This is a genomic window from Vibrio sp. VPAP30, from assembly GCF_001188205.1.
Lineage (GTDB): Bacteria > Pseudomonadota > Gammaproteobacteria > Enterobacterales > Vibrionaceae > Vibrio > Vibrio bivalvicida.
The window spans coordinates 378,873-404,925 of the sequence record NZ_LBLS01000016.1; the positions used below are offsets into that span (position 1 = coordinate 378,873).

The following is a 26,053-nucleotide window of genomic DNA, read 5'->3' on the forward strand; positions in this document are numbered from 1 at the left end:
GGTGGAATAAAAAATGGCAGACAACAATAAAAAGCCGTCCAAGGATCTAGACCGTATCGATCGCAACATTCTAAATGAGTTGCAGAAAGATGGTCGTATTTCGAATGTAGAGCTTTCAAAGCGAGTGGGTCTTTCTCCGACTCCTTGTTTAGAGCGTGTACGTCGCTTAGAGCGTCAAGGTTACATTACGGGTTATACAGCACTGCTAAACCCGCAATACTTAGACGCATCGCTTTTGGTATTCGTAGAAATCACGCTAAATCGTGGTGCCCCTGACGTGTTTGAACAGTTCAACACGGCAGTGCAGAAACTTGATGATATTCAGGAGTGTCATTTAGTGTCTGGTGATTTTGACTACCTGCTTAAGACTCGTGTATCTGACATGAGTGCTTATCGTAAGTTGTTAGGGGATACGCTTCTGCGCTTACCTGGTGTTAATGACACACGCACTTACGTGGTGATGGAAGAAGTCAAACAAACGAACCAATTGGTTATCAAAACTCGCTAACTCTGTGAGAGTTTGGGCTTAATGTCTTAATAGCTTTCTATATTCTGACTTTAAGCAATTGGGTTTTTGCCATTGATATGGTTAAATCGATAGTCCGAGTAGCATAGCTGCTCGGACTATTTTTTTCTTACCAATCAGGGTAGCTTCTCAATCGATTGGTGTTATTCATAAAGATAAAGTTGGTTATGTTTAAAGAGACCAAAAACAAAGTAGAAACGATCATTAAGACGGGAGAAGATTCTCAGCCATCCCGGCTGAGTGGTCCTCAGCGCCTTCAAGAGTGCATTTTGATCGTCGTCGTCCTCGCTTCAATTTTACTGTCAGTCGCACTTTTTACATTCAATGCTGCTGACCCTTCTTGGTCTCAAACCGCTTGGGGCGGAGAGATTAACAACGCAGGTGGTCTAGTTGGCGCATGGTTGGCGGATACACTCTTCTTTACCTTTGGCTCCCTTGCTTACGTGATTCCGTTTGTATTAACAGGTGGTGCGTGGGCGGTGCTACGTAATCGCGATGAAAATGACCCGATCGATCTAATGTTGTGGGGGACGCGACTATTAGGTTTAACAATTCTAATATTAACCAGTTGCGGTTTGGCGGATATCAACTTTGACGATATTTGGTACTTTTCATCTGGTGGTGTGATTGGTGATGTCTTGACCAGTCTTGCTTTGCCAACTTTGAACATTCTTGGTTCGACTCTGGTCTTCCTATTTCTTTGGGGGGCGGGCTTTACATTGCTAAGCGGCATTTCTTGGCTGTCTATCGTGGATTGGTTAGGTGAGTGCACAATTCGTTTGTTGACTAGCACAGTTAACAAAATTCGTGGCCGCGAGGATGAAACGCTAGAAGCTGAGCTAAGCAGTCACCGATATGAAGCGGGAGCGGCTCAATCGTTTGAAGAACCAAAACTAGACAACAGCGAAAAAGTTGAGCAAATAGAAGAAACCGATCGAGAACAACGCCGATACAACATCCATGTCCCCGAAGCTGTTGCAACCACAACACGCCCGATGGAAGCCACAGCAGAGCCAATAGTAGAAGCGGTTGCTCAAGTTGTTAATCAACCCGTTTATGCAAACGCTGCGAGTGATCACTCAGTGGAAAGCGCTGTGGAGCCAGACTTTGAAAGAAGTAAGCATCTGGGTGCGACAATAGAAGATCTGGAACGCGCCGCAATCAATGGTGATGAACTGCCTCAAGTCGCCCTGCCTGAAGTTCAAGTGGAAACCAATACTCAAGATATGCCAACTCATCACTTGGAAACGACTTCACCAGTTGAATTGGGTCAGACTGACTACCCAGCGTCTTGTGAGGTAACACAAGCTAAAGAGGGTAATGACTTCCCATGGAACGAAGGGCTGGCCGAGACAGAGCTCGTTCAGCCAACGATCAATACCACTGAGCTGGAACAGATTTCCTCAAATATTGAACCTGAAGATGACTATCAAGAGCCTGTTATATCCTCTTTTGATGTAGCAGAGGAAGACATTGTTGATGAGGTGACTGAAGAATTGGTCCAGGATCAAGATGCGGCCGCGCTGAACAGTATGGTCGCAGAGGCTCAAGCTAAAGTCGCAGCGCAGCAAAATCCGTTCTTGGTACAGCAAGAGACGAACCTGCCTAAACCAGCGGAGCCAATGCCCACTCTTGAGTTGCTTTATCACCCGGAAAAGCGTGAAAACTTTATTGACCGAGAAGCGTTAGAGAATATTGCTCGCTTAGTTGAAGCGAAACTTGCCGACTATAAGATCACAGCAAGCGTAGTCGATATCTTCCCAGGACCTGTCATCACTCGTTTTGAATTGGATTTGGCTCCGGGTGTTAAAGTGAGCCGCATTTCTGGTTTATCGATGGATTTGGCTCGTTCGCTGTCAGCAATGGCGGTACGTGTGGTAGAAGTCATCCCAGGCAAACCCTATGTGGGACTTGAGCTACCAAACATGAGTCGACAGACGGTATTTTTCTCGGATGTGATTGGTAGCCAGCAGTTTATCGAAGCAAAATCACCAACAACGGTAGTGCTTGGTCAAGATATCGCAGGTGAAGCTGTGGTAGCTGATCTGTCTAAAATGCCGCACGTGTTAGTGGCGGGTACGACAGGGTCGGGTAAATCGGTCGGTGTTAACGTCATGATTCTAAGTATGCTCTACAAAGCGACCCCGGAAGAGGTTCGCTTTATCATGATCGACCCGAAAATGCTTGAACTGTCGGTTTACGAAGGCATCCCTCATCTTCTTTCCGAAGTCGTTACAGACATGAAAGACGCATCGAATGCTCTGCGTTGGTGCGTTGGGGAAATGGAGCGCCGTTATAAGCTAATGTCTGCTCTTGGTGTACGTAACATTAAAGGTTTTAACGACAAGCTTAAAATGGCAGCTGAGGCGGGACACCCTATCCATGATCCCCTATGGCAAGCCGGTGACAGTATGGATGAACATCCACCACTACTTGAGAAGTTGCCTTACATAGTTGTGATTGTCGACGAATTTGCCGATTTAATGATGGTTGTGGGTAAGAAGGTCGAAGAGTTGATCGCTCGTCTGGCTCAAAAGGCGCGTGCTGCAGGTATTCACCTTATCTTAGCCACGCAACGTCCATCAGTAGATGTAATCACAGGCCTGATTAAAGCCAATATTCCAACCCGAGTGGCCTTCACAGTATCAACCAAGACGGACTCTCGGACCATCCTTGATCAAGGTGGTGCGGAATCGCTGCTTGGTATGGGTGATATGCTGTATCTACCACCGGGGTCGAGCCACACAGTTCGAGTTCACGGTGCATTTGCATCGGACGATGATGTTCATGCAGTGGTGAATAACTGGAAGGCACGTGGTAAGCCAAACTATATCGACGAAATTACCAATGGAGATCAAGGCCCAGAAGCTCTTTTACCGGGTGAAAAACCTGAAGGTGAAGAAGAGATGGACCCATTGTTTGATCAGGTGGTTGAACATGTTGTGCAGTCTCGCCGTGGTTCAGTTTCTGGTGTTCAACGCCGTTTTAAGATTGGTTATAACCGAGCAGCGCGTATTGTTGAGCAACTTGAAGCTCAGGGTATTGTCAGCGCCCCTGGGCATAATGGTAACCGTGAAGTACTGGCTCCAGCACCTGGTCGTGAGATGAACTAAGTACTGTCCTTAGATGAATCAAAAAAGGGTTAGCGATTGCGCTAACCCTTTTTATTGCTTTGGATTTAGAGTTTTCGACTCGCTTAAGGAGATCCTCGATACATTTGTTCCTCATTGTGATGATGACCGAGCGTTTTAAAAAAAAGGGCTGATGTATTCACATCAACCCTTTGTTGTTCTCTTATCTTGTACTTATTTATTCTTAGCAAATTGCGCTATTACAATCACGCCAAGCGCAACCAGGTTACCCGCGAAAATAACCACAAGCCACTGAGGCATTGAAAGACCTAGGAATTGCCAAACCACTTTGCTGCAATCGCCGTACGCTTCAAACATCCACGGAACCCATTGGTTTAACGGTGCCCAATCAGGGAAGGTAACGAATAGGTCACAAGTCGCGAATGGGGATGGGTTGAACTGATAATCGACGTGCTGCATTGAAAGCGCTAGACCTTTGTACGCACTTGCACCCCAAGCAGCTAAACCTAACCAACGTATCAATGGGTTGTTCGGTGCGATTAAGCCAAGCAGTGCGGCACCACCGATGCCAAGCATCGCGACGCGTTCATAGATACACATCACACAAGGTGAAAGCATCATCACATGTTGGAAGAATAACGCGCATGCTTCAAACAAAATGATCGAAAGCAGCAGCAACAACCAAGATAGTCGCCTTTGAGAAAATGTTTTTAGAGTTGAAAGAATGTTCACACAGATATCCTGTATTAAAAAAGCTCTGAGTAATCAGAGCTTTTTATCGTGTAAAAGTTTCGCTAGCAACTAAAACTTTTGATTTTTATTAATTAATGCCCACTAGACATTGCTGGAGTCAGCTCACCAACGTGAGGGGAAATCCATCCTGCGTCATAAAACCATGCTGTCATAGGCTCAACAAAGAACACAATACCAGCGAGGCCAACTATGGCAAGTACGATAGTGTAGGGCAGTGCCATAACTACCATGCGACCGTATGACAGGCGAATCAAAGGTGCGAGCGCAGAGGTTAGCAGGAATAGAAAGGCAGCTTGGCCATTTGGTGTTGCTACTGACGGTAGGTTAGTACCTGTATTAATGGCGACAGCCAAAAGGTCGAACTGGTCGCGAGATATCACACCTTCGATCAGGGCGGTTTTCACTTCGTTAATATAAACTGTACCAACGAAAACGTTATCTGAAACCATAGACAGTAGGCCGTTAGCGACATAGAACAGAGCAAGCTGAGTTCCTTTGTCTTCAACATGCAGTACTGCGTCAATGACAGGCTTAAATAACTGTTGGTCGATGATGACAGCAACAATAGCGAAGAATACCGCGAGTAGAGCAGTAAATGGCAGCGCTTCTTCAAACGCTTTACCCATTGAGTGTTCTTCAATAACCCCGGTAAATGCAGTTGCAAGGATGATAACGGAAAGGCCAATTAGACCTACTGCGGCCAAGTGAAGTGCCAAACCTACAATTAACCAAACGGCAATAAAGCCCTGTACCCAAAGTTTCGCGACATCTTGATTAGTACGTGTTTTACGTTCTTCTTGGTCGAAATCGACTAAGATTTGGCGAACATTTTCTGGAAGGCGAGCGCCGTAGCCAAACACTTTAAGTTTCTCGACTAGTACACAAGTGATCAAACCGCAGACAAATACTGGTGCAGTCACTGGTAGCATGCGAATAATAAACTCGCCAAACAACCAACCTGCTTGATCGGCAATGATTAGGTTTTGTGGTTCACCTACCATTGTCATTACACCACCCAACGCTGTGCCTACACCGGCGTGCATAAGCAGTGAGCGAAGAAACGCGCGGTAGTTTTCTAGGTCGTCTCGAGTTAATTCGGACAGGTGATCATCTTGAGTGTGGTCATGTGAGGCGTGAGGGCCTTGGCCAGAAGCTACTTTGTGGTAAATCGCATAGAAGCCAACTGCGACGCTGATAACCACGGCTATGACGGTCAGCGCATCTAAGAATGCTGACAGGAAAGCTGCTGCGAAACAGAAAGCCAGCGAGAGCATACTCTTAGAACGAATACCCAATAGGATCTTGGTAAAGATAAATAGCAGCAAGTGCTTCATAAAGTAGATGCCAGCAACCATAAAGACAAGTAACAGCAGAACTTCGATATTGGCAACAAGTTCATGCTTAACTTGGGCAGGGCTTGTCATACCAATCGCAATCGCTTCGATTGCGAGTAAGCCACCTGGCTGTAGAGGGTAACATTTCAGTGCCATTGCGAGGGTGAAGATAAACTCTGCGACTAGCAGCCAACCTGCAACAAATGGATCGACAAGAAAGAAAACTATGGGGTTAATAATCAAAAATGAAATGATGGCAACTTTGTACCAGTCCGGAGCCTTACCAAGAAAATTCTTAATAAATGCATTTCCGAGTGACATCGGCATGATTTAGATACTCTTAATGTTGTTATGAATAGACACTGCGCGTGCTTGAATCCATTTAACCGGAAATTAGATATCTTCTGACCAATGGTATTTATCTACCGGTAGAAAATAACCGATTCAACAGTGACTTAGAAAAACAACATTCCGTTCACGATCATGTGGCCTTGCCAAGTCACTCCCTGAGAAAGACAAGCACTCCTTTACTTTGGTCGCCACTGTACTCTTCAGCACAATTTAGTCAACGAGAAAATTGGTCTGAGTATTTTATTAGCTAACTTTTGTTTAAAAACGCGATCAGAGTTGTGTAAATATGACGCGAGAGTTGTGAAAAACAATGGTTAATGCAAGCAAAATGGCGAAAGCATAGAATAAGAAAGAATATGTAATTATATTGAATGAAAATGATAGTTAAATTATGTAATTTTAAAAACTTATGTTTTGCGCCTGGAATACCAACTGGTGGGCGTTTTGGCTTGTTTTGGATTTGTTAAATATGCAAATAATCCTATTTCACATCTGAATATGAATCAACAAATTCTGAATCAGGTTAGAGTAATGGCTCTATTGTGGTTTTGCTCCACGTTTAGTGAGTGGTGGTTTCCGATATCGAAAAACTAGTGGTATGATGAGTTTCATTAGACCCATAAAAATACAAGTTTGGATAAGATATAAATGGTCATAAAGGCAAAGAGCCCAGCGGGATTCGCAGAGAAATACATTATTGAAAGTATTTGGAAAGGTCGATTCCCACCTGGTTCTATTTTACCAGCAGAACGTGAGCTCTCTGAACTAATTGGCGTAACACGTACAACTTTACGTGAGGTATTACAGCGTTTAGCCCGTGACGGTTGGTTAACGATTCAACATGGTAAACCGACGCGTGTAAACCAGTTTATGGAAACATCGGGACTCCATATTCTTGATACTTTGATGACGTTGGATGCCGATAACGCAACTTCTATTGTTGAAGACTTGCTTGCGGCACGTACAAACATCAGTCCGATCTTTATGCGCTATGCATTTAAAGCTAATAAAGAAAATGCAGAGAAAACCATTTCTAGTGTGATTAACTCTTGTGAGGCATTGATCAACGCAGAGTCTTGGGATGTGTTTATGGAGTCGTCACCCTACGCTGAAAAAATCCGCCAGCATATCAAAGACGACGGTGAAAAGGATGAAATAAAGCGTCAATCTGTACTTGTCGCGAAAACATTCAATTTCTACGACTACATGCTGTTCCAACGCCTTGCATTCCACTCAGGAAACCAAATTTATGGTTTGATCTTTAATGGCCTGAAGAAGCTCTATGATCGCGTAGGAAGCTACTACTTCTCTAACCCACAAGCTCGTGAGTTAGCGTTACAGTTCTACCGTGATTTGCTTGATGTTTGTGAGACAGGTAATCGTGAGCAAATCCTCGTTGTGGTTCGTAACTACGGTATGGAGAGTGCGCATATCTGGAATCAAATGAAAATGACTCTGCCAACCAACTTTACCGAAGACGACTGCTAAGGTCTGTTGTCTTTGTAGTAAAAAACCGCCAATTTGGCGGTTTTTTTATTTGCTAATGTGTGAGATCAGCAATCAGAGCAGGCTTCGTCTCGGCCACCAGCTTCTGTAAACCAATTAGCTAAGTGTGATTTGAGGTCTTTGAGCTCATCTGGGCCAATCAGTGCGAGGCCCAAATCTTCTGCGCGGGTGATGTCGTTGTGACGTAGAGGGCGGAAGCTAACGAGCATAGCGCGAGCTTGGAGACCTCCGAGTAAGTCTCGCAGGGATTCGAGCTTGTATAAGGTGTCGTCGCCATCATCGCGCATGCCCTTCGTCTTACATTCTATGATGTGTAGTTTATTGTTGACCACTGAAGCGACATCTAGCTCGTTGCGAACTTCTCGTTCACCTAATTGGCGATAAACCTGGACGTTCAATGAACGGTCTTGAATGGTTGGCATATCTCGTTGAATTTGGCGGACTGTGCTGTGAACCAATGTCTCAAGCCATTCACCATTCGAGAAGCGACGTGCATCTTCATTTGCGAAGGTCAAAACCCCGCCTTGATAAGTGGCAATTTCCGCTTCGACTAAGTCGTTAAGCAACATATTTAGCTCACGGTATCCTTGCTGCTTTTCTGACAGCCCAACATCTAGGCGCTGTTCTTTACGGCAGGTTGTCGCAAGGTAATTAAGTGTTGCAAGGCCAGGGCCAAGCTCAAGTGCGTTGCTTGCCCAACGCTCACCAAGCTCATACAGTTTTTGATCTAGCTGTGGTGGTAGTTCTTGGTCGCTAAACTCGCCGCGCGCACCAAATACGGTGAGATAGTCATCTATGGTAATTCTATCTTGAACTTGCGTATCGTCTTTACCGTCAGGGTAGAGCCAGCACAGGCGGTCACTGTTTGGCTCAACAACAAATATCGGCCAGTGATAAGTACGGAAAATCTCATACACGGACAACAGGCGATGACGTAATCCACAACTTGCATTGAGCTTAACTTCTTCACCTCTCGCTTTTAAATCTTCGGCTAGAATTGAAACGGCTTGTTTGATCTTTGATGGGTTCGCGACATTGGGAATTTCAAAAAACTCTGAAGTTATATCTCTTTTGCTCAACACGCTGTGAAGACGCAAATACATATCTTCCTGAGCAGGTACACCGATGAAGACGATATGATCGCTCACTGTACGGTTATCGAGAAGCGGGGTGACCAAGCGAATTGGGTCTTGGTCAATAATGCCAACATGAACAGCCATAGTTATTCCTCATGCTTGGCTTGCGAGAGAGTGAAAGAAAAGCGGGCAAGCCTATAGACCATATAATGACATGAGATTTAAAAAACAAGGGCGGCTATGAAAAATAGCCGCCCAATCTCAATAAATTACATTATTCTGACTTTTTAAAGCTTAAATCGGTGAACCAGTTCACCTTGCTGGTTTGCCAAAGAGGAGAGGTTGCCACTGGTTTGAGCGATTTGGGCCATGGCTTGATAGCTAGTGTCAGCAATTAAATTGATCTCTTCGATGTTACGAGCAATATCGCCAGTGGTTTCGCTCTGCTCGGCAGCTGCCTGTGAGATATGACCACTCATTTGGCTTATCTCCAGAATAAGTCCTTGGATCTCTTCCATTGCGCTGTTGGCGCTAGAAGCTTGCTCAACGGAAAGTTCCATATCATCCATGCAGCTTTGAATAACCTTATTAGCAGAAGATGAACTGCTCTGAAGGTTACTGATCATATTTTCAATCTCAGATGTGGATTCCGTGGTGCGCTGAGCCAACACACGAACCTCATCGGCAACAACAGCAAAACCTCGGCCTTGTTCACCTGCACGCGCCGCCTCAATGGCAGCGTTAAGTGCTAATAGGTTGGTTTGCTCAGCAATATTACGGATAACATCGAGAATACTGCCGATTTGGCTGCTCATCGCTTGGAGGTCTTTTACCGCATCAACAGATTGATTGAGGCGCGTTTCAAGCTGGTTAATAGTGGTAATATTGGTGCCCATAATCTGGCGACCAGACTCCGACGCTTTTTCGACCTGTTCAACCATCTGCTGCGAGCTTTGAGCACTTTGAGCGACTTCCTGAACAGAATGGGCCATCTCCGTCATTGCAGTTGCAACATTGGCTGTCTGCTCGCGTTGTTGGCTTAGCTGAGATTGCGCTTGTGATGAAGTTTGTTGGTTAGTTGTAGCCGTTTGAGTTAAGTCATCGGATGCATCATTGAGTTTGACCAGAATCCCATGTAGATTGTCTGCTAGAGAGTTGATGTGGTTACTTACGCGGCTAAATTCGTTGTTGTAACGAATCTCAATACGTTTGGTCATGTCGCCTTCAGTTAGTGACTCAAGTGTGCTTAAAATACGAGTAAGTGGTTCACGAACGCTCTGTGCAATATGGTATCCAATCGCAATAGCCATCAAGATAACCACAGCCCCAATTGCAACTGAACGAATAACACCTTGTTCATAGACATCACCAGCTTCTTTTAAAGAGGCATTTAAGCCCTGTTTGGCGACTTCACTAAATGAGTTGAGTACTACCATGGTTGCATCAACCTGCTGAGTAAGACTGGCGATATTTGCGTATAGTGCATCTTTTGCCAATAAGTAGGTGCTGTGTTGATCTAACACCCCGCCTTTCTTACCTACATCACGGGTGAACTGCTGTACTGATTCATCAAAAGCTTTTTTGAGTTCAGGCATTTGGGAGCTGAGTCCACGGTACGCGTAGTTTAGGTGAGTGACCGCTTTCTTGTTTCTTGCGACCGCTTGCGTGACAAGCTCGGTATCGCTGCTTGCTAATGCATCCGAGGTAGTGAGTTCGGCATCTTTTAGCTTAATAAAATAGCTTTTCGCCATGACTTTAACCGAGATACTGCTTTGGTCGTCGACATACTCTTTCATTCCCACGCTTAGCTCAGAATGTAAACGTTGGAAGCGGCGAGTTGATTTTTGGACTTTTTCTTGCGCTGCAAACATAGCGCGGTAGTTGCCCATCGCTTGCTCAGCTTCGCTGAAATAACTCTGCTCCATCTCTTTGAGCTGGATAATAGACTGTTCGAGTTCAGTTTGACCGATACTGACTTGCTCAAGTGTTGATAATTGTTGAGCGTAAGCCTCTTTCATTTGAACGAATTGCTCAGAAAGTTGATCCATGCGCTCAAAGCTTTGAGTTGTCAAAAAGTCTTTAAAAAGTTTGTCTGCAGACAATAAAGCAACGCTAGTTTGGTTTGATTGAGAAACTAATGGCAGCGAGGTATTGGATACACCTTCGAAGTTTTGGTGGATTTGTTGCATTCCTCGCATCATCAACAACGTGGTTACGATGAACATAATTATGATCAATGCAAAACCAGCATACATGCGCCGAATCACTGAGCCTTTCATAGCTCTCTCCCTGTAATTATAAATGTCTTAAAAAATTAACAAAAAGAAAGCTATTGTATTGATAGCGAGACACACATTTTTTGACGCACAATACACTTTTAGCTAGCGAGTATTAAAGGATTGTCTAATAAGTGAACTGAACAGCGTTTTTTATTGTGATCTTGCGAAGCTTGACGCATACTCGTTTCAATTTAATCAACAACACATATCTCAATGGAGTCCTTCATGGCCGAAGAAACCATTTTCAGCAAAATTATCCGCAAAGAAATTCCGGCAGATATTGTCTACCAAGATGATTTAGTGACTGCGTTTCGCGATATCAACCCACGTGCTCCAAGTCACATTTTGATCATCCCTAACCAATTAATCCCAACGGTAAACGACATAGAGAAAGAAGATGAAATCGTCATGGGGCGTATGTTTACTGTCGCGCGAAAACTGGCAAAAGAAGAGGGGATTGATGAGGATGGTTACCGCCTTATCATGAACTGCAATTCTCATGGTGGACAGGAGGTTTACCATATTCATATGCATTTACTAGGTGGCCGTCCGCTTGGACCTATGCTATTGAGCTAAAAACTTTGATTTGAATGGAACTCTTTATGGGGTTTGATGTCGTACGTTAAGTTTTTTAAAGTGTAGGGCATGCCGTCATGTCAACCAGTAACAACATCGGAGCACGAAGTGCATAAACACGTTCGACTCGTGCTTGCTTTAGCAAGTAGTTTGGTTCTTTCCGCTTGTGCAAATTTATCTGTAGGTAACCTTTTTAGTCATTACAGTGCACAAAATAATGAGCTGCATCAAACAATTAAAAACGGGCACTATTACGAAGCTGAAGAACTGCTACCAGAAGGAATCGCCGGTGACATTCTTGACAATATGGAGAAGGGTAGGGTTTATTTACTTAATCAGCAGTACCCTGAAAGTAAGAATGCCTTTGAGGTGAGCGATAACGCGGTGCGAGTGCAACAAGACCAAGCGACGATTTCGGTTTCTGAAACAGCGCAAAGCTTAAGTTCGTTAGCCGTCAATGATAATTTAAATGCCTATCAACCTGCTGACTATGAGTTAGGCTTTTTACATCTCTATTTGGGGCTTAACTACCTCAAAAAGAATGATCTAGAAGGTGCGATTATCGAAATGCGTCGTGCAAGTCAGATCCAAGAACAAGCCAGAAAAAACCGAGAGCGCGAGCTTGAATCCGCTCAGAGTCAAATGCAAGCTCAAGGAGTATCGCCAAACCTAGGTAGCATACTTGCAAACTATCCTGATGCGGGAAAAACACTGCAAGCGGTGCAAAGTGGCTATTTGTTCTATCTATCAGCCTTACTTTATGAGGCGGATAATGATCTAAACAGTGCGTATGTGGATTACCGCAGGGCCTTAGCTGTTATGCCTGAAAATCAGCAGGTGGTTGATGGCACTAAACGCGTTGCTAAACGATTAGGCATGCGTGAAGACTTAGCCAAGCTTGAAAAACGTTACGGCAAAGCAAGTTACCTAGCGGCGGACAAAGGCCGAGTGATCGTTATTGATGAACGTGGTGTGGTTGATGCGATGAACGGCTGGACTCAGACCGTACCGATTTCACGAGGCAGTAACTTCGGTTTGTATACGGTTTCACTGCCATACTATGAAAATATGCCTGCTGAAAAGTTTAGCCCTGTCGTTCTCAATGACAGCATTATTTCGGGAAGTCTGCTCACTGACGTTAATCTAATGGCAAAGCAGAATCTGACTGAGCGTATGCCTTCTATATTGATTCGCCAGGCACTAAGAGTGTGGGCAAAAGAAGAGCTGCGTCGACAAGCAACGAAAGACAACCCTGAAGATTTGGGTAACGCTTTGTTTAATGTATGGAATGTACTGACTGAACAACCAGATACCCGAAGCTGGATCACCTTGCCGGGAGAAATCTACAGTGCAAGTTCAATCGTTGAACCAGGGGAACAATCTTTACAGGTAGCAGGTCAGAGCCATACATTCAATATTGAATCAGGCCGTACAACCTTGGTGTGGCTTTCACGTCAAGGGAACAACGCAACTATCTGGCATAAACAACTAGGAAATATACGATGAAAAAATGGCTTATTTCAATCGCAGCGGCATTGACCTTGATGGGATGTGCGAGCAACAGCAATACTGCAGGGCTGCGTATCGATGGCGCCTCTCAAACGGTTCTTTTTGGTGACAATGTACTGGCGGGACGTGTGAGCATCGAAGATATTTCAACCATTGATGTTGATGGTCGTGCTCGAGGCATTGTGCGCTTAGCTAACCAAAGCAAAGGTGATCAACATATTCAATATCGATTTTATTGGTACGACGATCAGGGACTAGAAGTGAACAACAAGCTTAGCCCTTGGCGTCAAGCCATTCTTCGTGGTGCTGAAGAGGTTTCCATCTCTGAGATCTCTATTAATCCGAACGGACGCCAATTCCGTGTTCAAATTCGCGAACTAGACAACTAATTTTAAGAAGTAACTAAAGGATATCCTAAGGAACCGACAATGAAAAAAAGTGTAATTGCATTACTTGGTTTGGCTGTAGTGCTTGGTGGCTGTTCTAACCAAGTGAGCTATGGCGACGCTCAAGCTGTAGAAACAACAACGATTGATTTTGGTTCGACAGACTTGCAAAAAATTGCCGGTGAAATGGTCGATAGTATGATGATGTCGGGCTCTGTTGCCGCAATCACTCGTGATTCGCGTCCGATCGTGTTTGTTGAACGCATTAAAAACAAAACCAGCGAACATATCGATACCGAGTCAATTACGGATTCAATCAGTACTAAGATGCTGAATTCTGGTAAATTCCGTTTTGTCGATATGGATCGCGTAGAGTCAGTACGTGAACAGCTAAACTTCCAAAATGACGATGAGCTTGTGAATCAAAGTACAGCCATACAGTTTGGTAAAATGGTTGGTGCGCAATACATGCTTTACGGAAACCTATCAAGCATCAATAAGAACGCAGGTAGTGATAAAGACGTTTATTACAAGATGACAATGCGTTTGATGGATCTGGAAACGGGTCTTATTGAGTGGGCTGACGAGACAGAAATCCGCAAGCAAGAATCGAAAAGCTTCCTAGGTCTATAATCTGAGCTTTATGTAACAAGAGGAGTGAACTATGGCGCGAATGTCGTGGAGTGAAGCATGCCAACTCGATCGGTCATTATTGTCACTAGAACACTTCTTTTCTATTCCCCCTGATTATGCTCAAACGCTAACAGGGGGGTTGACTAACCGCTGCTGGAAAGTGGTTGCTTCAGACGGTCAAGCATTTGTTTGGCGGCCAAATACCAATATCACCAAAGCCTTCTCAATCTCTCGTTTTCAAGAATACCAAATACTAACCGCGATAGAGCCTTATGCATTTGCTCCTCAAGCCGTGCATATTAATGATCAAGGGTTATTAGTGACATGGATTGAGGGAGAGTCGTTAATCCACGGTCTGCCGTTCGATTCACTGCTTAAGACCATGATTGCTATTCATGACATTGACACTAAGCGTGTCCCCGTCGCTCCTTTCAATTATACAGCACGAGTGGATCACTATTGGATGCTTCTTGATGAGCAATACAAAGTAGAGCCTTATATTTCGATCTACAATAAGTGGCGCTGTGCTCCGAGCTTAGCGGATGTGGGTCATACGTTGTGCCATTTTGATCTAGCAGGATACAACATGGTGAAAACGGAGGTTGGCAACAAGGTCATTGATTGGGAGTATGCCGCTGTTGCGGACCCGCGTTTAGATCTTACCTTGTCGATTGGCGTGACAGAGGAGAAGCCTTTGGAGGCGGTGTATCGTTATTGCCAGCTTAGAGGCATAGAAGGTGTCGATGATTGGGTTGAAGGTGTCATGGCTTGGCAACCGAGAGCAATGATGATGGCGATGCTTTGGTATCTGTTAGCGCACCAGTTATGGGGTGATGAACAATATTTAGCCCAGGCGCATAAACTAAAAGAAATAATTTGCAGCTAAGATCACTGTTTGATAGTTCCGCAACCTTAAACTCATTGAGTGAGCTTTTAAACCTTATTTTTCATGGTAGATTTAAATCACGAGGATCGAGGGAATTACAATGATTATCTATTTACACGGTTTTGATTCGACCAGTCCGGGCAACCATGAAAAAGTGCTTCAACTTCAATTTATTGACGATGATGTACGTTTCATAAATTACAGTACTCTCCATCCAAAGCATGATATGCAGCATTTGTTGAAAGAAGTGCACAAAGTGATCGAGCAGTCGCCAGATAAAGACCCTATCATTTGTGGTGTTGGTCTTGGTGGTTATTGGTCAGAGCGAGTGGGCTTTTTGTGTGGGATTAAGCAGGTTATCTTTAACCCCAACTTGCATCCAGAACTCACCATGCAAGGGCGTATTGACCGACCAGAAGAGTACGAAGATATCGCGACTAAATGTGTGTCAGAGTTCAGAACCAAGAACAAAGATCGCTGCTTAGTGATTTTGTCTCAACAAGATGAAGTTCATGACAACAGCAAAACGGCAGCTGAACTAGAGAAGTACTACAGTATCATCTGGGATGAGGTGCAAACCCATAAGTTTAAAAAGATCTCTCAGCATCTACAGACGATGAAGACGTTTAAAGACGCAAGTTAGTCGACCATAGCACTAAATTTAGTTCCTAAAGCGGCAGAGTTAGCTCTGTCGCTTTTTTATTGTTCAATCGACTCTATTCCCTACAAATTTTGCTGAAATAACGGCAATCTTTAGTTGCACCAGATGGTTTGCCCTATATAATGAACTCACTACAAATTTTTTGATAAATATCAAAAAAAATTGAGAGCGAGTAAAAAACTTGCCCATTTATGAGCTACATCAAAATCGTAGCATTGAGTGATTAGGCTCATTTATCCAATAAGCGTGTCATATTATCTGACCCTCTAGGTCTGGTGTCAGCGAAGGAAAGTCGCCCTAGACCAAAAATACAGAATTTCATCGAGGCGAGTATCGACTCGATTCAGTTTTATTTATTTTTTGAGGAAGTAGCTGTGACACGAATTATCGTAGTAGGCGGCGGTGCAGGCGGTTTAGAGCTTGTAACCAAACTAGGTCGTACGCTCGGCCGTAAAGGGCGCGCTAAAGTCACTTTGGTTGATCGCAAAGCGAGCCACTTATGGAAGCCGCTGTTGCACGAGGTTGCGACAGGTTCTCTTGATGAGGGTGTCGATGCGTTGAGCTATCGTGCTCATGCGAAAAACCATCATTTTGATTTTCAAATGGGTAGCTTAGAAGACATCGATCGCGAGCGCAAAGTGATTAAGTTGCACGAGCTGAAAGATGACAGTGGCGAACTTTTAATGCCTAGCCGTGAGCTTGAATACGACATTCTCGTTATGGCAATTGGCTCGACGTCTAATGATTTCAATACTCCGGGTGTCCGCGAGCACTGTATTTTCCTCGATAGCCCAGAGCAAGCGCACCGTTTCCGTACCGAAATGAACAACGAATTTCTTAAATTACACGCGAAAAACGGTAATGGCACGGTAGATATCGCGATTGTTGGTGCAGGTGCTACCGGTGTAGAGCTTTCAGCCGAATTGCACAACGCGGTGAAAGAATTACGCACCTATGGCTTTGGCGACCTAGATTCCAGCAAACTGAATGTAAACCTTGTTGAAGCAGGTGAACGCATTCTTCCCGCTCTTCCACCGCGTATTTCAGCTGCAGCGCACCAAGAGCTTACTAAGTTGGGCGTTAATGTGCGTACTGCTACCATGGTGACTCAAGCAGATCAAGATGGCTTGGTTACCAAAGATGGTGACAAGATCTCAGCTCAGATCATGGTGTGGGCTGCGGGCATCAAAGCCCCAGACTTTATTAAAGATTTAGCTGGTCTAGAAACCAACCGCATCAACCAGTTAGTGGTAAAAGACACCCTACAAACAACCCGTGATGACGATATCTTCGTGATTGGAGATTTGGCACAGTGCACTCAAGCGGACGGTTCATTTGTTCCACCACGTGCCCAAGCTGCGCATCAGATGTCGAGTCGAGCTTTTGCCAATATTGTTGCTAAGCTAAATGGCCGCGAAATGAAGCCTTACGTCTACAAGGACAAAGGCTCCTTAGTGTCATTGAGTCGTTTCTCGACGGTAGGCAGCCTAATGGGTAACCTAACCAAAGGCTCAATGATGGTTGAAGGGCGCATTGCACGTGTTGTGTATATCTCCTTGTACCGCCTGCATCAAATGGCTCTGCACGGGGTGTTTAAGACAGGTTTGATTATCCTTATGGGTCGCATCAATCGAGTATTACGACCTAACCTTAAGCTTCACTAACAAGACAGCAAACTAAAAAAGAGCGCAGTGGCGCTCTTTTTTATATCATTGGAATTCATTGTGAATCGGGAGTAACTGAATAGACAAGGCCAGTCTTAGGCTTACCATTAAAGATAAAGCGATTCCTCGCCTTTGATTCAAAAACACCGCCGCAAGACTCAATCAGTTTTTGACTAGGCAAGTTGTCTGGGTCGCAGACTACCTCTAATCGTGTTAGCTTGAGTTGAGCAAAACAAAACTCAATCAAAGCATTGACAGCATTTACACCAATTCCTTTTCCTTGAGATTCATCTGTAATCCAATATCCGATACTTGCCATATTAAAGGTGTGGTAGAGTTCATTGATTGCGACCATGCCCAGTAGCTTATCACTCGAACGGCAGAACACACCAAAGCCATAAGCCTCAGACTTTACCCAATTTAAACGAGTTGCAAGAATAAAACGCTCGGCATCATCGAGAGAAAATTCACTATGGCACCAGTCAATCCATCGATGAAGGTTTGGAGAGTGAACGACACAGTCCTGCAAAGCGCTGCTTTCATCACTAGAAATTAAGCGCAGGATTAGGTGCGGGGTGACGATTTGGTAATCTGGACTCATAAGCAAAAGCCCTCGCTGGAGGGCTTACTTGACTATTGATTAACGCGACGTACTTGGATGATCACTCCCATTAACGGATGATCGAGGAAATGAGTTTCGGTACTGCGCATTCGACGTTTTTGGTCAAAGCGATAGCTTTTCAAGAATTCGACTTTATGGACCGTTGGCGTCACGTCTTCCATCAAGCCTACTTGGACAACCTGACTATCGCTGGAAGGTTCAGAGCTGAACACTTCAGGTTGATGTTGTTCCAAAGTGACATCTTTAACACTTGGTGTTTTCAGGTCAAGCTCAACATCGGCATATAAATAGTGCTCAACGTAGATTTGAAGCTTTCCGTCGAGTTGATACAGGGATTTAGGAATACTCTCTTCGGTAATCCCTTCTAAAACCTGGCTTTGATTCGCCTCAATCATAGAGCCGTCAGGGTTAAATTGGCCTGAGTAATCGCGGCCTGCTTGAACATGAAAGATTGGTGCACCGAAACGGCCTTGATCTCCTTGGCGCCAAGCTTTATGCATGAGCACCTTGAACCCTGCGTGCTGATTGAGCTTTTTGACCTCATCATTGAGTGCGTATTCGGAAGCGGGCAGCATTTTGACGCCCTTCTTATTACGGTAGCTTACATCACCGAAAGAGGCTGCTCTTTCAAGATCAATCTTGGTTACTTTTTCAGGCCATGACTCGGCAGTTTGCTCTGCGTCAACGGCTCGTTTAAAAATGATCACTTCGATATCGAATTGACGCTGCGCCATAGACGGCATCGCAACAAGCATGAGCAGCAGCGGGATCAGTTTATTCATTACAACTCCATAATGAGGTGCAAGGCACCCCAATCTAATTTTGGCTTTACGTTTTGGGCAATAAATTTTGCTGGAATTCACCCAGCATGTCACTAACAAACTGGATGCGTTTACGTCTATCTACTAATGGTATCGTAAACTTGAACTTTGTGGGTCCATCCATTGCGAATTTTTGTGGTTGAGATTGCAATAGTTTAACCAAATACATAGGGTTAATGTCAGCATCTGGATAGAATTCGATAAAGCCACCTTTGTCGTGGGCTTCAACTTTCTTCACTTTCAGTGCGGCTGCTTGCAGTTTTAGTTTAGCGACAGAGAGCAAATTTTTGGTCGCATCTGGCAATAAACCAAAGCGGTCAATCAACTCAATTTTCAACTCGCCCAACTCGTCTTCACTACTGACACTAGCAATCTGCTTATACATCGATAGTCGCGTATTAATATCTGGGATGTAGTCGTCAGGTAACAGGGCAGGCAGACGCATCTCGACTTCGGTTTGGTCGCGTAATAGCTCATCTAGAGATGGCTCTTTACCTTCTTTTAGTGCTTCTACAGCTTGCTCTAACATCTCCATATACAATGTAAAACCAACCGATTGTATTTGACCACTTTGCTCGTCACCGAGTAACTCACCAGCGCCACGAATCTCTAAGTCGTGGGTGGCTAGAGTAAAGCCTGCGCCTAAGTCTTCGAGTGATGCAATTGCGTCAAGACGTTTAATTGCATCTTTAGTCATCGCTTTCGGATGTGGAGTGAGTAAGTACGCATATGCTTGGTGATGGGAGCGACCCACTCGACCACGCAACTGGTGGAGCTGAGCCAAGCCTAGGTTGTCAGCTCTGTTCATGATGATGGTATTCGCTGTTGGTACATCGATACCGGTTTCGATAATGGTGGTACATACCAGAAGGTTGAAGCGCTGATGGTAGAAATCGTTCATGATTCGTTCGAGTTCTCTTTCGCGCATTTGACCGTGCGCGACAGTCACTCGAGCTTCTGGGATCAGCTTCTCTAGATCAGCAGCGACTTTTTCAATCGTATCTACTTGATTGTGCAGGAAGTAGACCTGACCACCACGCATGATCTCACGCAGTACTGCTTCACGCACTACGGCATCATCTTGTTGTCTGACAAAGGTTTTAATCGCGAGACGTCGGGCTGGTGGGGTGGCGATGATAGAAAGGTCACGCATGCCACTCATTGCCATATTCAAGGTGCGCGGAATTGGTGTCGCGGTAAGCGTTAAGATATCGACATCTGCACGCATCGCTTTCATCTTCTCTTTTTGGCGTACGCCAAATCGATGCTCCTCATCGACAATAAGCAGACCTAGATCTTTAAACTTGATGTCGTTTGAAAGTAGCTTATGAGTGCCGACGACCAGATCGACTTTGCCATCTTCAATATCTTGCAGGACTTGCTTTTGTTCTTTGGCGGTTTTGAATCGAGACAGTACTTCAACACGAATCGGTAGGTTAGCAAAACGATCGCGGAAGTTCTCAAAGTGTTGTTGAGCGAGTAACGTTGTCGGAACTAAGACTGCCACTTGCTTACTATTGTCGGTGGCAACAAACGCAGCGCGCATTGCTACCTCAGTTTTACCAAAGCCTACATCACCACAAACTAGTCGATCCATCGCCTTAGCTTGGCACATGTCAGACATTACGGCATTGATCGTCATTGACTGGTCATCGGTTTCTTCAAATGGGAAACCCGCTTTGAACGTGGCGTATTGTCCACGATCTAGCGCAAATTTGTAGCCGGGTTTTAGTTCGCGTTTAGCGTAGACATCAAGCAGTTCAGCCGCGACATCACGTACCTTCTCTGCCGCTTTTCTACGAGCTTTCACCCACGCTTCACCACCCAGTTTATGCAGTGGTGCGCCTTCCTCTGCGCCACCAGAGTAGCGACTGATCAAATTAAGTGAAGCAACAGGAACGTAGAGCTTAGCCTCATTTTGGTATTCGAGTGTGACGTACTCTGTTGTTAATCCTCCGGCCTCTAAGGTTTGCAAACCAATATAGCGGCCAATACCGTGGTCAATATGAACGACTGGCTGCCCAGGTTGAAGCTCGGCAAGGTTACGAATAATCGCATCGCTATTGGTTGTTTTTCGATCTTTTCGGCGGCGCTGAATGACGCGATCGCCTAGTAAATCACTTTCGCAGATAAGTGCGACTTGTTCGTCACCAAAGACAAAGCCATGCTCCGCAGCGCCCAGAACCAAACAGAACTTGTTACCACTGTTTAGCGCTTCTTGTAAGTTACCGCTCTCTTGAGGCTTTAACTTGATACGTTGCAACAGCTCTAAAAGTGCTTCACGGCGACCTTCTGATTCAACAGAAAAGACAATCTGACCTTGGAAAGTTTCACTGAAATGGCGCAGCGCAGCCATAGGCTCTTTGTTTTGGTGCTGCACTGCAAGTTCTGGCAAGGCAGAGAGGGCAGGGTTGCAGCGACCTTGTTTTTCACTGACTGGATCTACAAACAACTGTACTTGAGGCAACAGCTTAAATTGGCTGAACAGTTCATCTTTCCTTAGCCACAGCTCTTGTGGTGGAAGAAGTGGACGCAATGGGTCAACTTTACGTTGATCATAGCGATAATCGACATCGTCCAAGAAGGTATCAATGGCGGGTTCAATCTGGCCTACAGTGAGTAATAGCGTGGTATCTGGAATGTAATCGAACAACGTTTCTGTATGTTCAAAAAACAGCGGTTGCCAGTATTCAATACCTGCAGGCCATGTTCCTTTCGATACCTGCATGTAGACTGATTCAGGTTCACGGCGTGCTTCGAAGCGTTGACGCCAGCGAATCCGAAAATCTTCTATCGCACTCTCGGAGGTTGGAAATTCATGCGCCGGAAGTAAGCGTATTGCTTTGGTATCTTCAATCGAACGTTGATTCTCTGGGTCAAAGGTTCGAATCGTGTCGATTTCATCATCAAAGAAGTCAATGCGGAAAGGGTCGTTTGACCCCATAGGGAAGAGATCTAAAATCGATCCTCGGCTAGCGTATTCGCCAGGACCAAATACCTGATCGACATGGCGATACCCTGATTTTTCAAGTTGAATCCGTAGCTTTTCTAACGAGAAAAGATCGCCGACTTTTACCATCAGCGTATGCTGCATTAAAAAGTCGCGAGGTGATTGGCGTTGCAACAGTGTATTCACCGGAACGATGGTGATCCCACTAGATTGCGTTGGTAACTGATAGAGGCGTGAAATTCTATCCGAGATGATCTCTTGGTGCGGAGAAAAACTGTCGTAAGGCAATGTTTCCCAGTCAGGAAATAGAGAGATCTCTTGTTTGGTGAACTGCTCTAGCTCTTGTTGCAGCTTTAAAGCAGTTTGTGGATCGGGCACGGCCAGCAGAGTGTGTGAGCCGTGTTGTTCGGCGAGTTCTGCAATGGCTAGGGCTAAACTTGCCCCTTGAAGGTTACCAATTTGTTTTTTGTCTCCGGCGCGATCGGAGCACGCCAGATTAAGTAATGATGTGTTTGGCATAATTCTGTTTATTTGTCGCGATTAAGTGAGCGCTGACGAAGGAGTTTTTGTTGTTGAAATAGAGCTGCTTTGATAAGTAGATCTTCATCGAGATCACGCAGCAGATCGTATTTCACCGTCACTAGGTGTGTGTCTTCAGTGGCTTCTGCTTGAGATATGTGCCCATAGCAGTAGATCGCAGCAGCAGGGTGCTCCAAGAATAATTTAACTCGGACCTTAGCATCAACATTCACGGCTTGATCTGAAATATAGGTAAATTGACTTGCTCCAAACGAGTGAGTTGAATGGCGCATTGCCGGGTCATCTTGTTGTGACAGCATAAAAGTGAGCAGGAGATTGAGCTTAGAATTTTGTGTGTCTAATAATTGGATAACATGCTTAAAGTCACTGTTTTTCAACTCATTACGAGCACTATCGTTGAGTAAATCAAGATTGCTAAACTCGCTAGCAACAATGAATGGGGCTGGGATTTCTCCTTCAAACTTTTCAAAACTTGGGAACCCCACGCCCTCAGCCAAGGCTTCGACATTGACTGTCATTGTGTGGTTAACGGTAAAGAATTCTTGATCGGCCATGCTGGATTCCTTTTACTTGATAACTTTGATTATCGTTATAGCTGACAAGTAATCAAGCTATCCCTTTGTTTATTACATATTTTAACCACTAATTGGCAATTAAACACTACACGCCAAGGCATTTAATCGGTAGAGTAAGCACCATTATTTAGGTCATCAAACCCTAACATTGGTTTCTACTATGTTTCATCCAGTCTCAACCTTTATCGGCTTACGCTACTTGCGAGGGCGTTCCGGTGATAGGTTTAGTCGCTTCGTCTCTTATATGTCTACAGCCGGTATCACCATTGGTGTGATGTCGCTCGTCACCGTGCTGTCAGTAATGAATGGTTTTGAAGCTCAGCTTAAAGGTCGTATTCTCGGTGTTCTCCCTCAGGCTATTGTTTCACAGGCTGATGGTAAAACTGCGAGAACTGAACGCGCCCCAGAGTTTATTAGCCAGCTTTCAACGGCAGGCCACCCTGAACCAATTGTCCAGAGTGAAGCGGTTATTCAAAGCCCAAGTCAGTTAAATGCAGGCCTGCTGATAGGCATTAAACCTTCGGAGCACGATCCCATTGAGCGCCATTTGATTGCTGGCCGATTATCAGATCTGCAAGCGGGGAAGTATCAGTTATTTATTGGGCACACACTCGCACGTTCGATGGATGTTTCGGTGGGTGATAAAGTACGCTTGATGGTGACAAGTGCGAGTCAGTTTACGCCTCTCGGTCGAATTCCTAGCCAAAGGTTGTTTACAATTGCTGGAATCTACAACACTGGTTCAGACGTCGATGCACAGTTAATGATCACCCACCTTGCCGATGCGGGTAAGTTGATGCGTTTGAAAGCCGATACCATGACAGGGTGGCGCTTATTCTTTAACGACCCATTTGTTGTTGGTGAGCTAAGTGATAAACCATTACCTGAAGGTTGGCAGTGGCAAGACTGGCGTGACCAACGTGGTGAGCTGTTTCAAGCGGTAAGAATGGAAAAGAATATGATGGGCTTGATGCTTGGTCTTATCATTGGTATTGCCGCATTTAATATCATTTCAGCTCTGATTATGGTGGTAATGGAGAAGCAATCTGAAGTAGCGATATTGAAAACGCAAGGCATGACCGATAGGCAAATCCTAGCCATATTCATGGTTCAAGGTGCAAGTAGTGGTGTTATTGGTGCGCTCACTGGTGGTGGGTTAGGCATATTACTAGCGAGTAATCTCAATCAAATGTTGGAAAGCGCAGGTGTCGCACTGTTTTCAGTCGGCGGTGAGCTACCGATTTTAATCAATCCAATGCAAATTTTTGTTGTTGTGGTATTGGCCATTGCGCTGAGCCTTGCCGCGACGTTATTCCCTTCATACCGCGCATCTTCTGTGAAACCAGCTGAGGCTTTAAGATATGAGTAGTCTTCTTCAATGTCATAACGTTTGTAAAACCTATCATGAGGGTGCATTTGATACTCAAGTTCTTAAAGGTGTGAGCTTTGATCTCGACAAGGGAGAGCTTGCGTCGATTATCGGCACTTCAGGTTCAGGTAAAAGCACATTGTTACACATCCTGGGAGCGTTGGATGATGCAAGCGAAGGGCATGTTACGTTCTTAGATCAAGACCTATCAAAACTTAGCTCAAACCGTCAAGCGAAGCTGAGAAATCAACACCTTGGATTTGTGTATCAATTTCATCACCTATTGTCGGATTTCAGTGCGATTGAGAATGTTGCCATGCCACTGCTTATTGGTGGAGCCAAAGTTAGTCAGGCAAAATCGGCAGCAAAAGCACTGCTGGACAAAGTGGGGTTGAGCCATCGGATAGAACATCGGCCAGCAGAGTTATCGGGTGGTGAACGTCAACGTGTTGCGATTGCGAGAGCACTGGTGAACAACCCAGCTTTAGTACTTGCAGATGAGCCAACGGGAAATCTAGACCATAAGACAGCATTGGCGATTTATGACTTGATGCGTGAGCTGAACCGAGAGTCCGACACTGCCTTTTTGGTTGTTACCCACGATGGTGAGTTAGCGGCGAAAATGGATCGTCAACTTCACATGCAAGATGGCTTACTATTAAATATAGAGGGGGTGTAAGTGTTTTCATCCCTGTCTTTGTTTATTGGTGGGCGATTTAGCCGAGCTAAGCAACGAAACAAAATGGTCTCGTTTATCTCGATGTCGTCGACTATCGGTATTGCTGTTGGTGTTGCGGTGATCATTATTGGCTTGTCGGCAATGAATGGTTTTGAGCGCGAGCTCAAGAATCGAGTGCTGTCAGTTATTTCTCATGGTGAATTTGAAGGTGTGAGAGACCCACTGCTTGACTGGGAGCAGGTGGTTCTACAGGCTGAAAAACATCCTAAAATTGAAGCAGCTGCGCCATATGTGAAGTTTACAGCTCTGGCAGAAAAAGGCGCCCAACTCAAAGCCCTTGAAGTACGAGGTGTTGATCCTGCCCTAGAAAGTAAAGTCTCTAACTTAGGGGAGTTTATTGATCCTGCTGTTTGGAAAGCCTTCAATGCTGGGCAACAACAAGTGATTCTCGGTAAAGGGATTGCAGATTTACTTAAAGTAAATAAAGGTGATTTTTTAACCTTGATGATCCCAACGTCTGGCGCAACGACTAAAGTTCAGGCACCTAAACGAGTGCGCGTCAAAGTAGCTGGTTTACTGACCTTAAACGGGCAGATTGATCATAACCTAGCGCTTATTCCACTCCAAGATGCGCAAAGCTACGCAAAGATGGACGAAGGAGTGAGTGGTGTAGCGGTAAGAGTAACGGATGTGCTTAATGCCACGCAAATAATTCGCGAAGCGGGCAATACATTGGAAGTTTATGTCTACCTGCGTAGCTGGCAACAAAAGTATGGTTTTTTATACCGTGATATCCAGCTAGTTAGAACTATCATGTATTTAGTGATGGTTCTGGTCATAGGTGTAGCAAGCTTTAATATTGTCTCAACACTGATGATGGCGGTGAAAGATCGTGCTGCTGAGATAGCGATTTTACGTACGATGGGAGCGACAGACGGATTAGTGAAACGGATATTCGTTTGGCAAGGCGTCTTTTCAGGTGTATTTGGTAGCGTCGCAGGCAGTGTGTTTGGTGTTTTAGTAGCGCTCAACCTTACCCCTATGATTAAGGCACTCGAAAACTTTATTGGGCATAAATTCTTGTCAGGTGATATCTACTTTGTTGATTTCCTACCATCGCAAGTCAATCCTAATGATGTCATTCTTGTCTCCTTAACGGCAATTGTTCTGAGTCTGTTAGCAACATGGTATCCAGCCTCCAGAGCCAGTAAGTTGAACCCTGCAGCGGTTTTGAGTTCCAAATAGCCCCCCACATGCCAACTCAG

The 26,053-nt window shown here is 44.9% G+C and carries 21 protein-coding genes; 13 read left to right on the forward strand and 8 right to left on the reverse strand.

What is annotated here, in order from left to right:
* The first annotated feature begins 13 nt into the window (after positions 1-13).
* Both lrp and ZX61_RS05895 read left to right on the forward strand, forming a co-directional pair.
* On the forward strand, positions 14-508 hold the full coding sequence (gene lrp, locus ZX61_RS05890; protein WP_004414493.1) for a leucine-responsive transcriptional regulator Lrp: 495 nt from the start codon (positions 14-16) through the stop codon (positions 506-508).
* A 185-nt stretch (positions 509-693) separates the two neighbouring features.
* Positions 694-3,639, forward strand: coding sequence for a DNA translocase FtsK (locus ZX61_RS05895; RefSeq protein ID WP_049843767.1), 2,946 nt, complete (start codon positions 694-696; stop codon positions 3,637-3,639).
* Positions 3,640-3,831: 192 nt separating this feature from the next.
* Here ZX61_RS05895 and dsbB read toward each other — a convergent pair whose 3' ends face one another.
* Both dsbB and nhaB read right to left on the reverse strand, forming a co-directional pair.
* Positions 3,832-4,350 (reverse strand): disulfide bond formation protein DsbB, encoded by a 519-nt coding sequence (gene dsbB / locus ZX61_RS05900; RefSeq protein ID WP_049843768.1) that lies wholly within the window; start codon positions 4,348-4,350, stop codon positions 3,832-3,834.
* Between the two features lie 92 nt (positions 4,351-4,442).
* Positions 4,443-6,032, reverse strand: a complete 1,590-nt coding sequence (gene nhaB / locus ZX61_RS05905) for a Na(+)/H(+) antiporter NhaB (RefSeq protein ID WP_049843769.1) — start codon at positions 6,030-6,032, stop codon at positions 4,443-4,445.
* Positions 6,033-6,704: 672 nt separating this feature from the next.
* Between nhaB and fadR the strand changes: the two genes are divergently transcribed.
* Positions 6,705-7,544, forward strand: a complete 840-nt coding sequence (gene fadR / locus ZX61_RS05910) for a fatty acid metabolism transcriptional regulator FadR (RefSeq protein ID WP_049843770.1) — start codon at positions 6,705-6,707, stop codon at positions 7,542-7,544.
* Positions 7,545-7,609: 65 nt separating this feature from the next.
* Here the strand turns inward: fadR and ZX61_RS05915 are convergent, their stop codons facing one another.
* Both ZX61_RS05915 and ZX61_RS05920 read right to left on the reverse strand, forming a co-directional pair.
* Entirely contained in the window at positions 7,610-8,782 is a 1,173-nt protein-coding gene (locus tag ZX61_RS05915) for a DUF1887 family protein (protein ID WP_049843771.1), read from the reverse strand.
* Between the two features lie 143 nt (positions 8,783-8,925).
* Positions 8,926-10,917, reverse strand: a complete 1,992-nt coding sequence (locus ZX61_RS05920) for a methyl-accepting chemotaxis protein (protein ID WP_049843772.1) — start codon at positions 10,915-10,917, stop codon at positions 8,926-8,928.
* Positions 10,918-11,142: 225 nt separating this feature from the next.
* Between ZX61_RS05920 and hinT the strand changes: the two genes are divergently transcribed.
* From hinT to ZX61_RS05955, 7 genes are all read left to right on the forward strand, one after another.
* A complete protein-coding gene (hinT, locus tag ZX61_RS05925) occupies positions 11,143-11,493 on the forward strand; it encodes a purine nucleoside phosphoramidase (protein WP_049843773.1) in 351 nt (116 codons plus the stop codon).
* A 108-nt stretch (positions 11,494-11,601) separates the two neighbouring features.
* Positions 11,602-12,999, forward strand: coding sequence for a COG3014 family protein (locus ZX61_RS05930; RefSeq protein WP_049843804.1), 1,398 nt, complete (start codon positions 11,602-11,604; stop codon positions 12,997-12,999).
* On the forward strand, positions 12,996-13,391 hold the full coding sequence (locus tag ZX61_RS05935) for a YcfL family protein (RefSeq protein ID WP_049843774.1): 396 nt from the start codon (positions 12,996-12,998) through the stop codon (positions 13,389-13,391). Before ZX61_RS05930 ends, ZX61_RS05935 begins: the two co-directional genes overlap by 4 nt.
* A 39-nt stretch (positions 13,392-13,430) precedes the next feature.
* On the forward strand, positions 13,431-14,021 hold the full coding sequence (gene lpoB / locus ZX61_RS05940) for a penicillin-binding protein activator LpoB (RefSeq protein ID WP_049843775.1): 591 nt from the start codon (positions 13,431-13,433) through the stop codon (positions 14,019-14,021).
* Positions 14,022-14,052: 31 nt separating this feature from the next.
* The gene (locus tag ZX61_RS05945) at positions 14,053-14,907 is read left to right on the forward strand and encodes a phosphotransferase (RefSeq protein WP_049843776.1); all 855 of its coding nucleotides are present in this window, start codon (positions 14,053-14,055) and stop codon (positions 14,905-14,907) included.
* Positions 14,908-15,007: 100 nt separating this feature from the next.
* A complete protein-coding gene (ycfP, locus tag ZX61_RS05950; protein WP_049843777.1) occupies positions 15,008-15,550 on the forward strand; it encodes an alpha/beta hydrolase YcfP in 543 nt (180 codons plus the stop codon).
* A 392-nt stretch (positions 15,551-15,942) separates the two neighbouring features.
* Positions 15,943-17,232: an NAD(P)/FAD-dependent oxidoreductase gene (locus ZX61_RS05955; protein WP_049843778.1), complete on the forward strand. Its 1,290-nt coding sequence runs from the start codon at positions 15,943-15,945 to the stop codon at positions 17,230-17,232.
* A 55-nt stretch (positions 17,233-17,287) separates the two neighbouring features.
* Here the strand turns inward: ZX61_RS05955 and ZX61_RS05960 are convergent, their stop codons facing one another.
* Genes ZX61_RS05960 through ZX61_RS05975 form a run of 4 tightly spaced genes read right to left on the reverse strand, consistent with a single transcriptional unit; the run spans position 17,288 to position 22,719 of the window.
* Positions 17,288-17,833 carry a GNAT family N-acetyltransferase gene (locus ZX61_RS05960; protein WP_049843779.1) on the reverse strand — a complete coding sequence of 182 codons (546 nt, stop codon included), beginning with the start codon at positions 17,831-17,833 and terminating at the stop codon, positions 17,288-17,290.
* A 32-nt stretch (positions 17,834-17,865) separates the two neighbouring features.
* A complete protein-coding gene (locus tag ZX61_RS05965) occupies positions 17,866-18,636 on the reverse strand; it encodes a peptidoglycan binding protein CsiV (RefSeq protein WP_049843780.1) in 771 nt (256 codons plus the stop codon).
* Positions 18,637-18,682: 46 nt separating this feature from the next.
* The gene (mfd, locus tag ZX61_RS05970) at positions 18,683-22,144 is read right to left on the reverse strand and encodes a transcription-repair coupling factor (protein ID WP_049843781.1); all 3,462 of its coding nucleotides are present in this window, start codon (positions 22,142-22,144) and stop codon (positions 18,683-18,685) included.
* Between the two features lie 8 nt (positions 22,145-22,152).
* Positions 22,153-22,719: a hypothetical protein gene (locus ZX61_RS05975; RefSeq protein WP_049843782.1), complete on the reverse strand. Its 567-nt coding sequence runs from the start codon at positions 22,717-22,719 to the stop codon at positions 22,153-22,155.
* 181 nt (positions 22,720-22,900) lie between these two features.
* On the opposite strand from ZX61_RS05975, the gene lolC reads away from it, so the two are divergent.
* The 3 genes from lolC to lolE are packed head-to-tail and all read left to right on the forward strand — an operon-like array spanning position 22,901 to position 26,033.
* Positions 22,901-24,109, forward strand: a complete 1,209-nt coding sequence (gene lolC, locus ZX61_RS05980) for a lipoprotein-releasing ABC transporter permease subunit LolC (RefSeq protein ID WP_049843783.1) — start codon at positions 22,901-22,903, stop codon at positions 24,107-24,109.
* Entirely contained in the window at positions 24,102-24,788 is a 687-nt protein-coding gene (gene lolD / locus ZX61_RS05985) for a lipoprotein-releasing ABC transporter ATP-binding protein LolD (protein WP_049843784.1), read from the forward strand. Before lolC ends, lolD begins: the two co-directional genes overlap by 8 nt.
* A complete protein-coding gene (gene lolE / locus ZX61_RS05990; protein ID WP_049843785.1) occupies positions 24,789-26,033 on the forward strand; it encodes a lipoprotein-releasing ABC transporter permease subunit LolE in 1,245 nt (414 codons plus the stop codon).
* The last annotated feature ends 20 nt before the right edge of the window (positions 26,034-26,053 follow it).

Excerpts from the sequence above, each read along its gene's own strand:
- lrp (WP_004414493.1), top strand. The coding sequence starts at position 14 with ATGGCAGACAACAATAAAAAGCCGTCCAAGGATCTAGACCGTATCGAT.
- ZX61_RS05895 (WP_049843767.1), top strand. The coding sequence starts at position 694 with ATGTTTAAAGAGACCAAAAACAAAGTAGAAACGATCATTAAGACGGGA.
- nhaB (WP_049843769.1), bottom strand. The coding sequence starts at position 6,032 with ATGCCGATGTCACTCGGAAATGCATTTATTAAGAATTTTCTTGGTAAG.
- fadR (WP_049843770.1), top strand. The coding sequence starts at position 6,705 with ATGGTCATAAAGGCAAAGAGCCCAGCGGGATTCGCAGAGAAATACATT.
- ZX61_RS05915 (WP_049843771.1), bottom strand. The coding sequence starts at position 8,782 with ATGGCTGTTCATGTTGGCATTATTGACCAAGACCCAATTCGCTTGGTC.
- ZX61_RS05920 (WP_049843772.1), bottom strand. The coding sequence starts at position 10,917 with ATGAAAGGCTCAGTGATTCGGCGCATGTATGCTGGTTTTGCATTGATC.
- hinT (WP_049843773.1), top strand. The coding sequence starts at position 11,143 with ATGGCCGAAGAAACCATTTTCAGCAAAATTATCCGCAAAGAAATTCCG.
- ZX61_RS05935 (WP_049843774.1), top strand. The coding sequence starts at position 12,996 with ATGAAAAAATGGCTTATTTCAATCGCAGCGGCATTGACCTTGATGGGA.
- lpoB (WP_049843775.1), top strand. The coding sequence starts at position 13,431 with ATGAAAAAAAGTGTAATTGCATTACTTGGTTTGGCTGTAGTGCTTGGT.
- ZX61_RS05945 (WP_049843776.1), top strand. The coding sequence starts at position 14,053 with ATGGCGCGAATGTCGTGGAGTGAAGCATGCCAACTCGATCGGTCATTA.
- ycfP (WP_049843777.1), top strand. The coding sequence starts at position 15,008 with ATGATTATCTATTTACACGGTTTTGATTCGACCAGTCCGGGCAACCAT.
- ZX61_RS05960 (WP_049843779.1), bottom strand. The coding sequence starts at position 17,833 with ATGAGTCCAGATTACCAAATCGTCACCCCGCACCTAATCCTGCGCTTA.
- ZX61_RS05965 (WP_049843780.1), bottom strand. The coding sequence starts at position 18,636 with ATGAATAAACTGATCCCGCTGCTGCTCATGCTTGTTGCGATGCCGTCT.
- mfd (WP_049843781.1), bottom strand. The coding sequence starts at position 22,144 with ATGCCAAACACATCATTACTTAATCTGGCGTGCTCCGATCGCGCCGGA.
- ZX61_RS05975 (WP_049843782.1), bottom strand. The coding sequence starts at position 22,719 with ATGGCCGATCAAGAATTCTTTACCGTTAACCACACAATGACAGTCAAT.
- lolC (WP_049843783.1), top strand. The coding sequence starts at position 22,901 with ATGTTTCATCCAGTCTCAACCTTTATCGGCTTACGCTACTTGCGAGGG.
- lolD (WP_049843784.1), top strand. The coding sequence starts at position 24,102 with ATGAGTAGTCTTCTTCAATGTCATAACGTTTGTAAAACCTATCATGAG.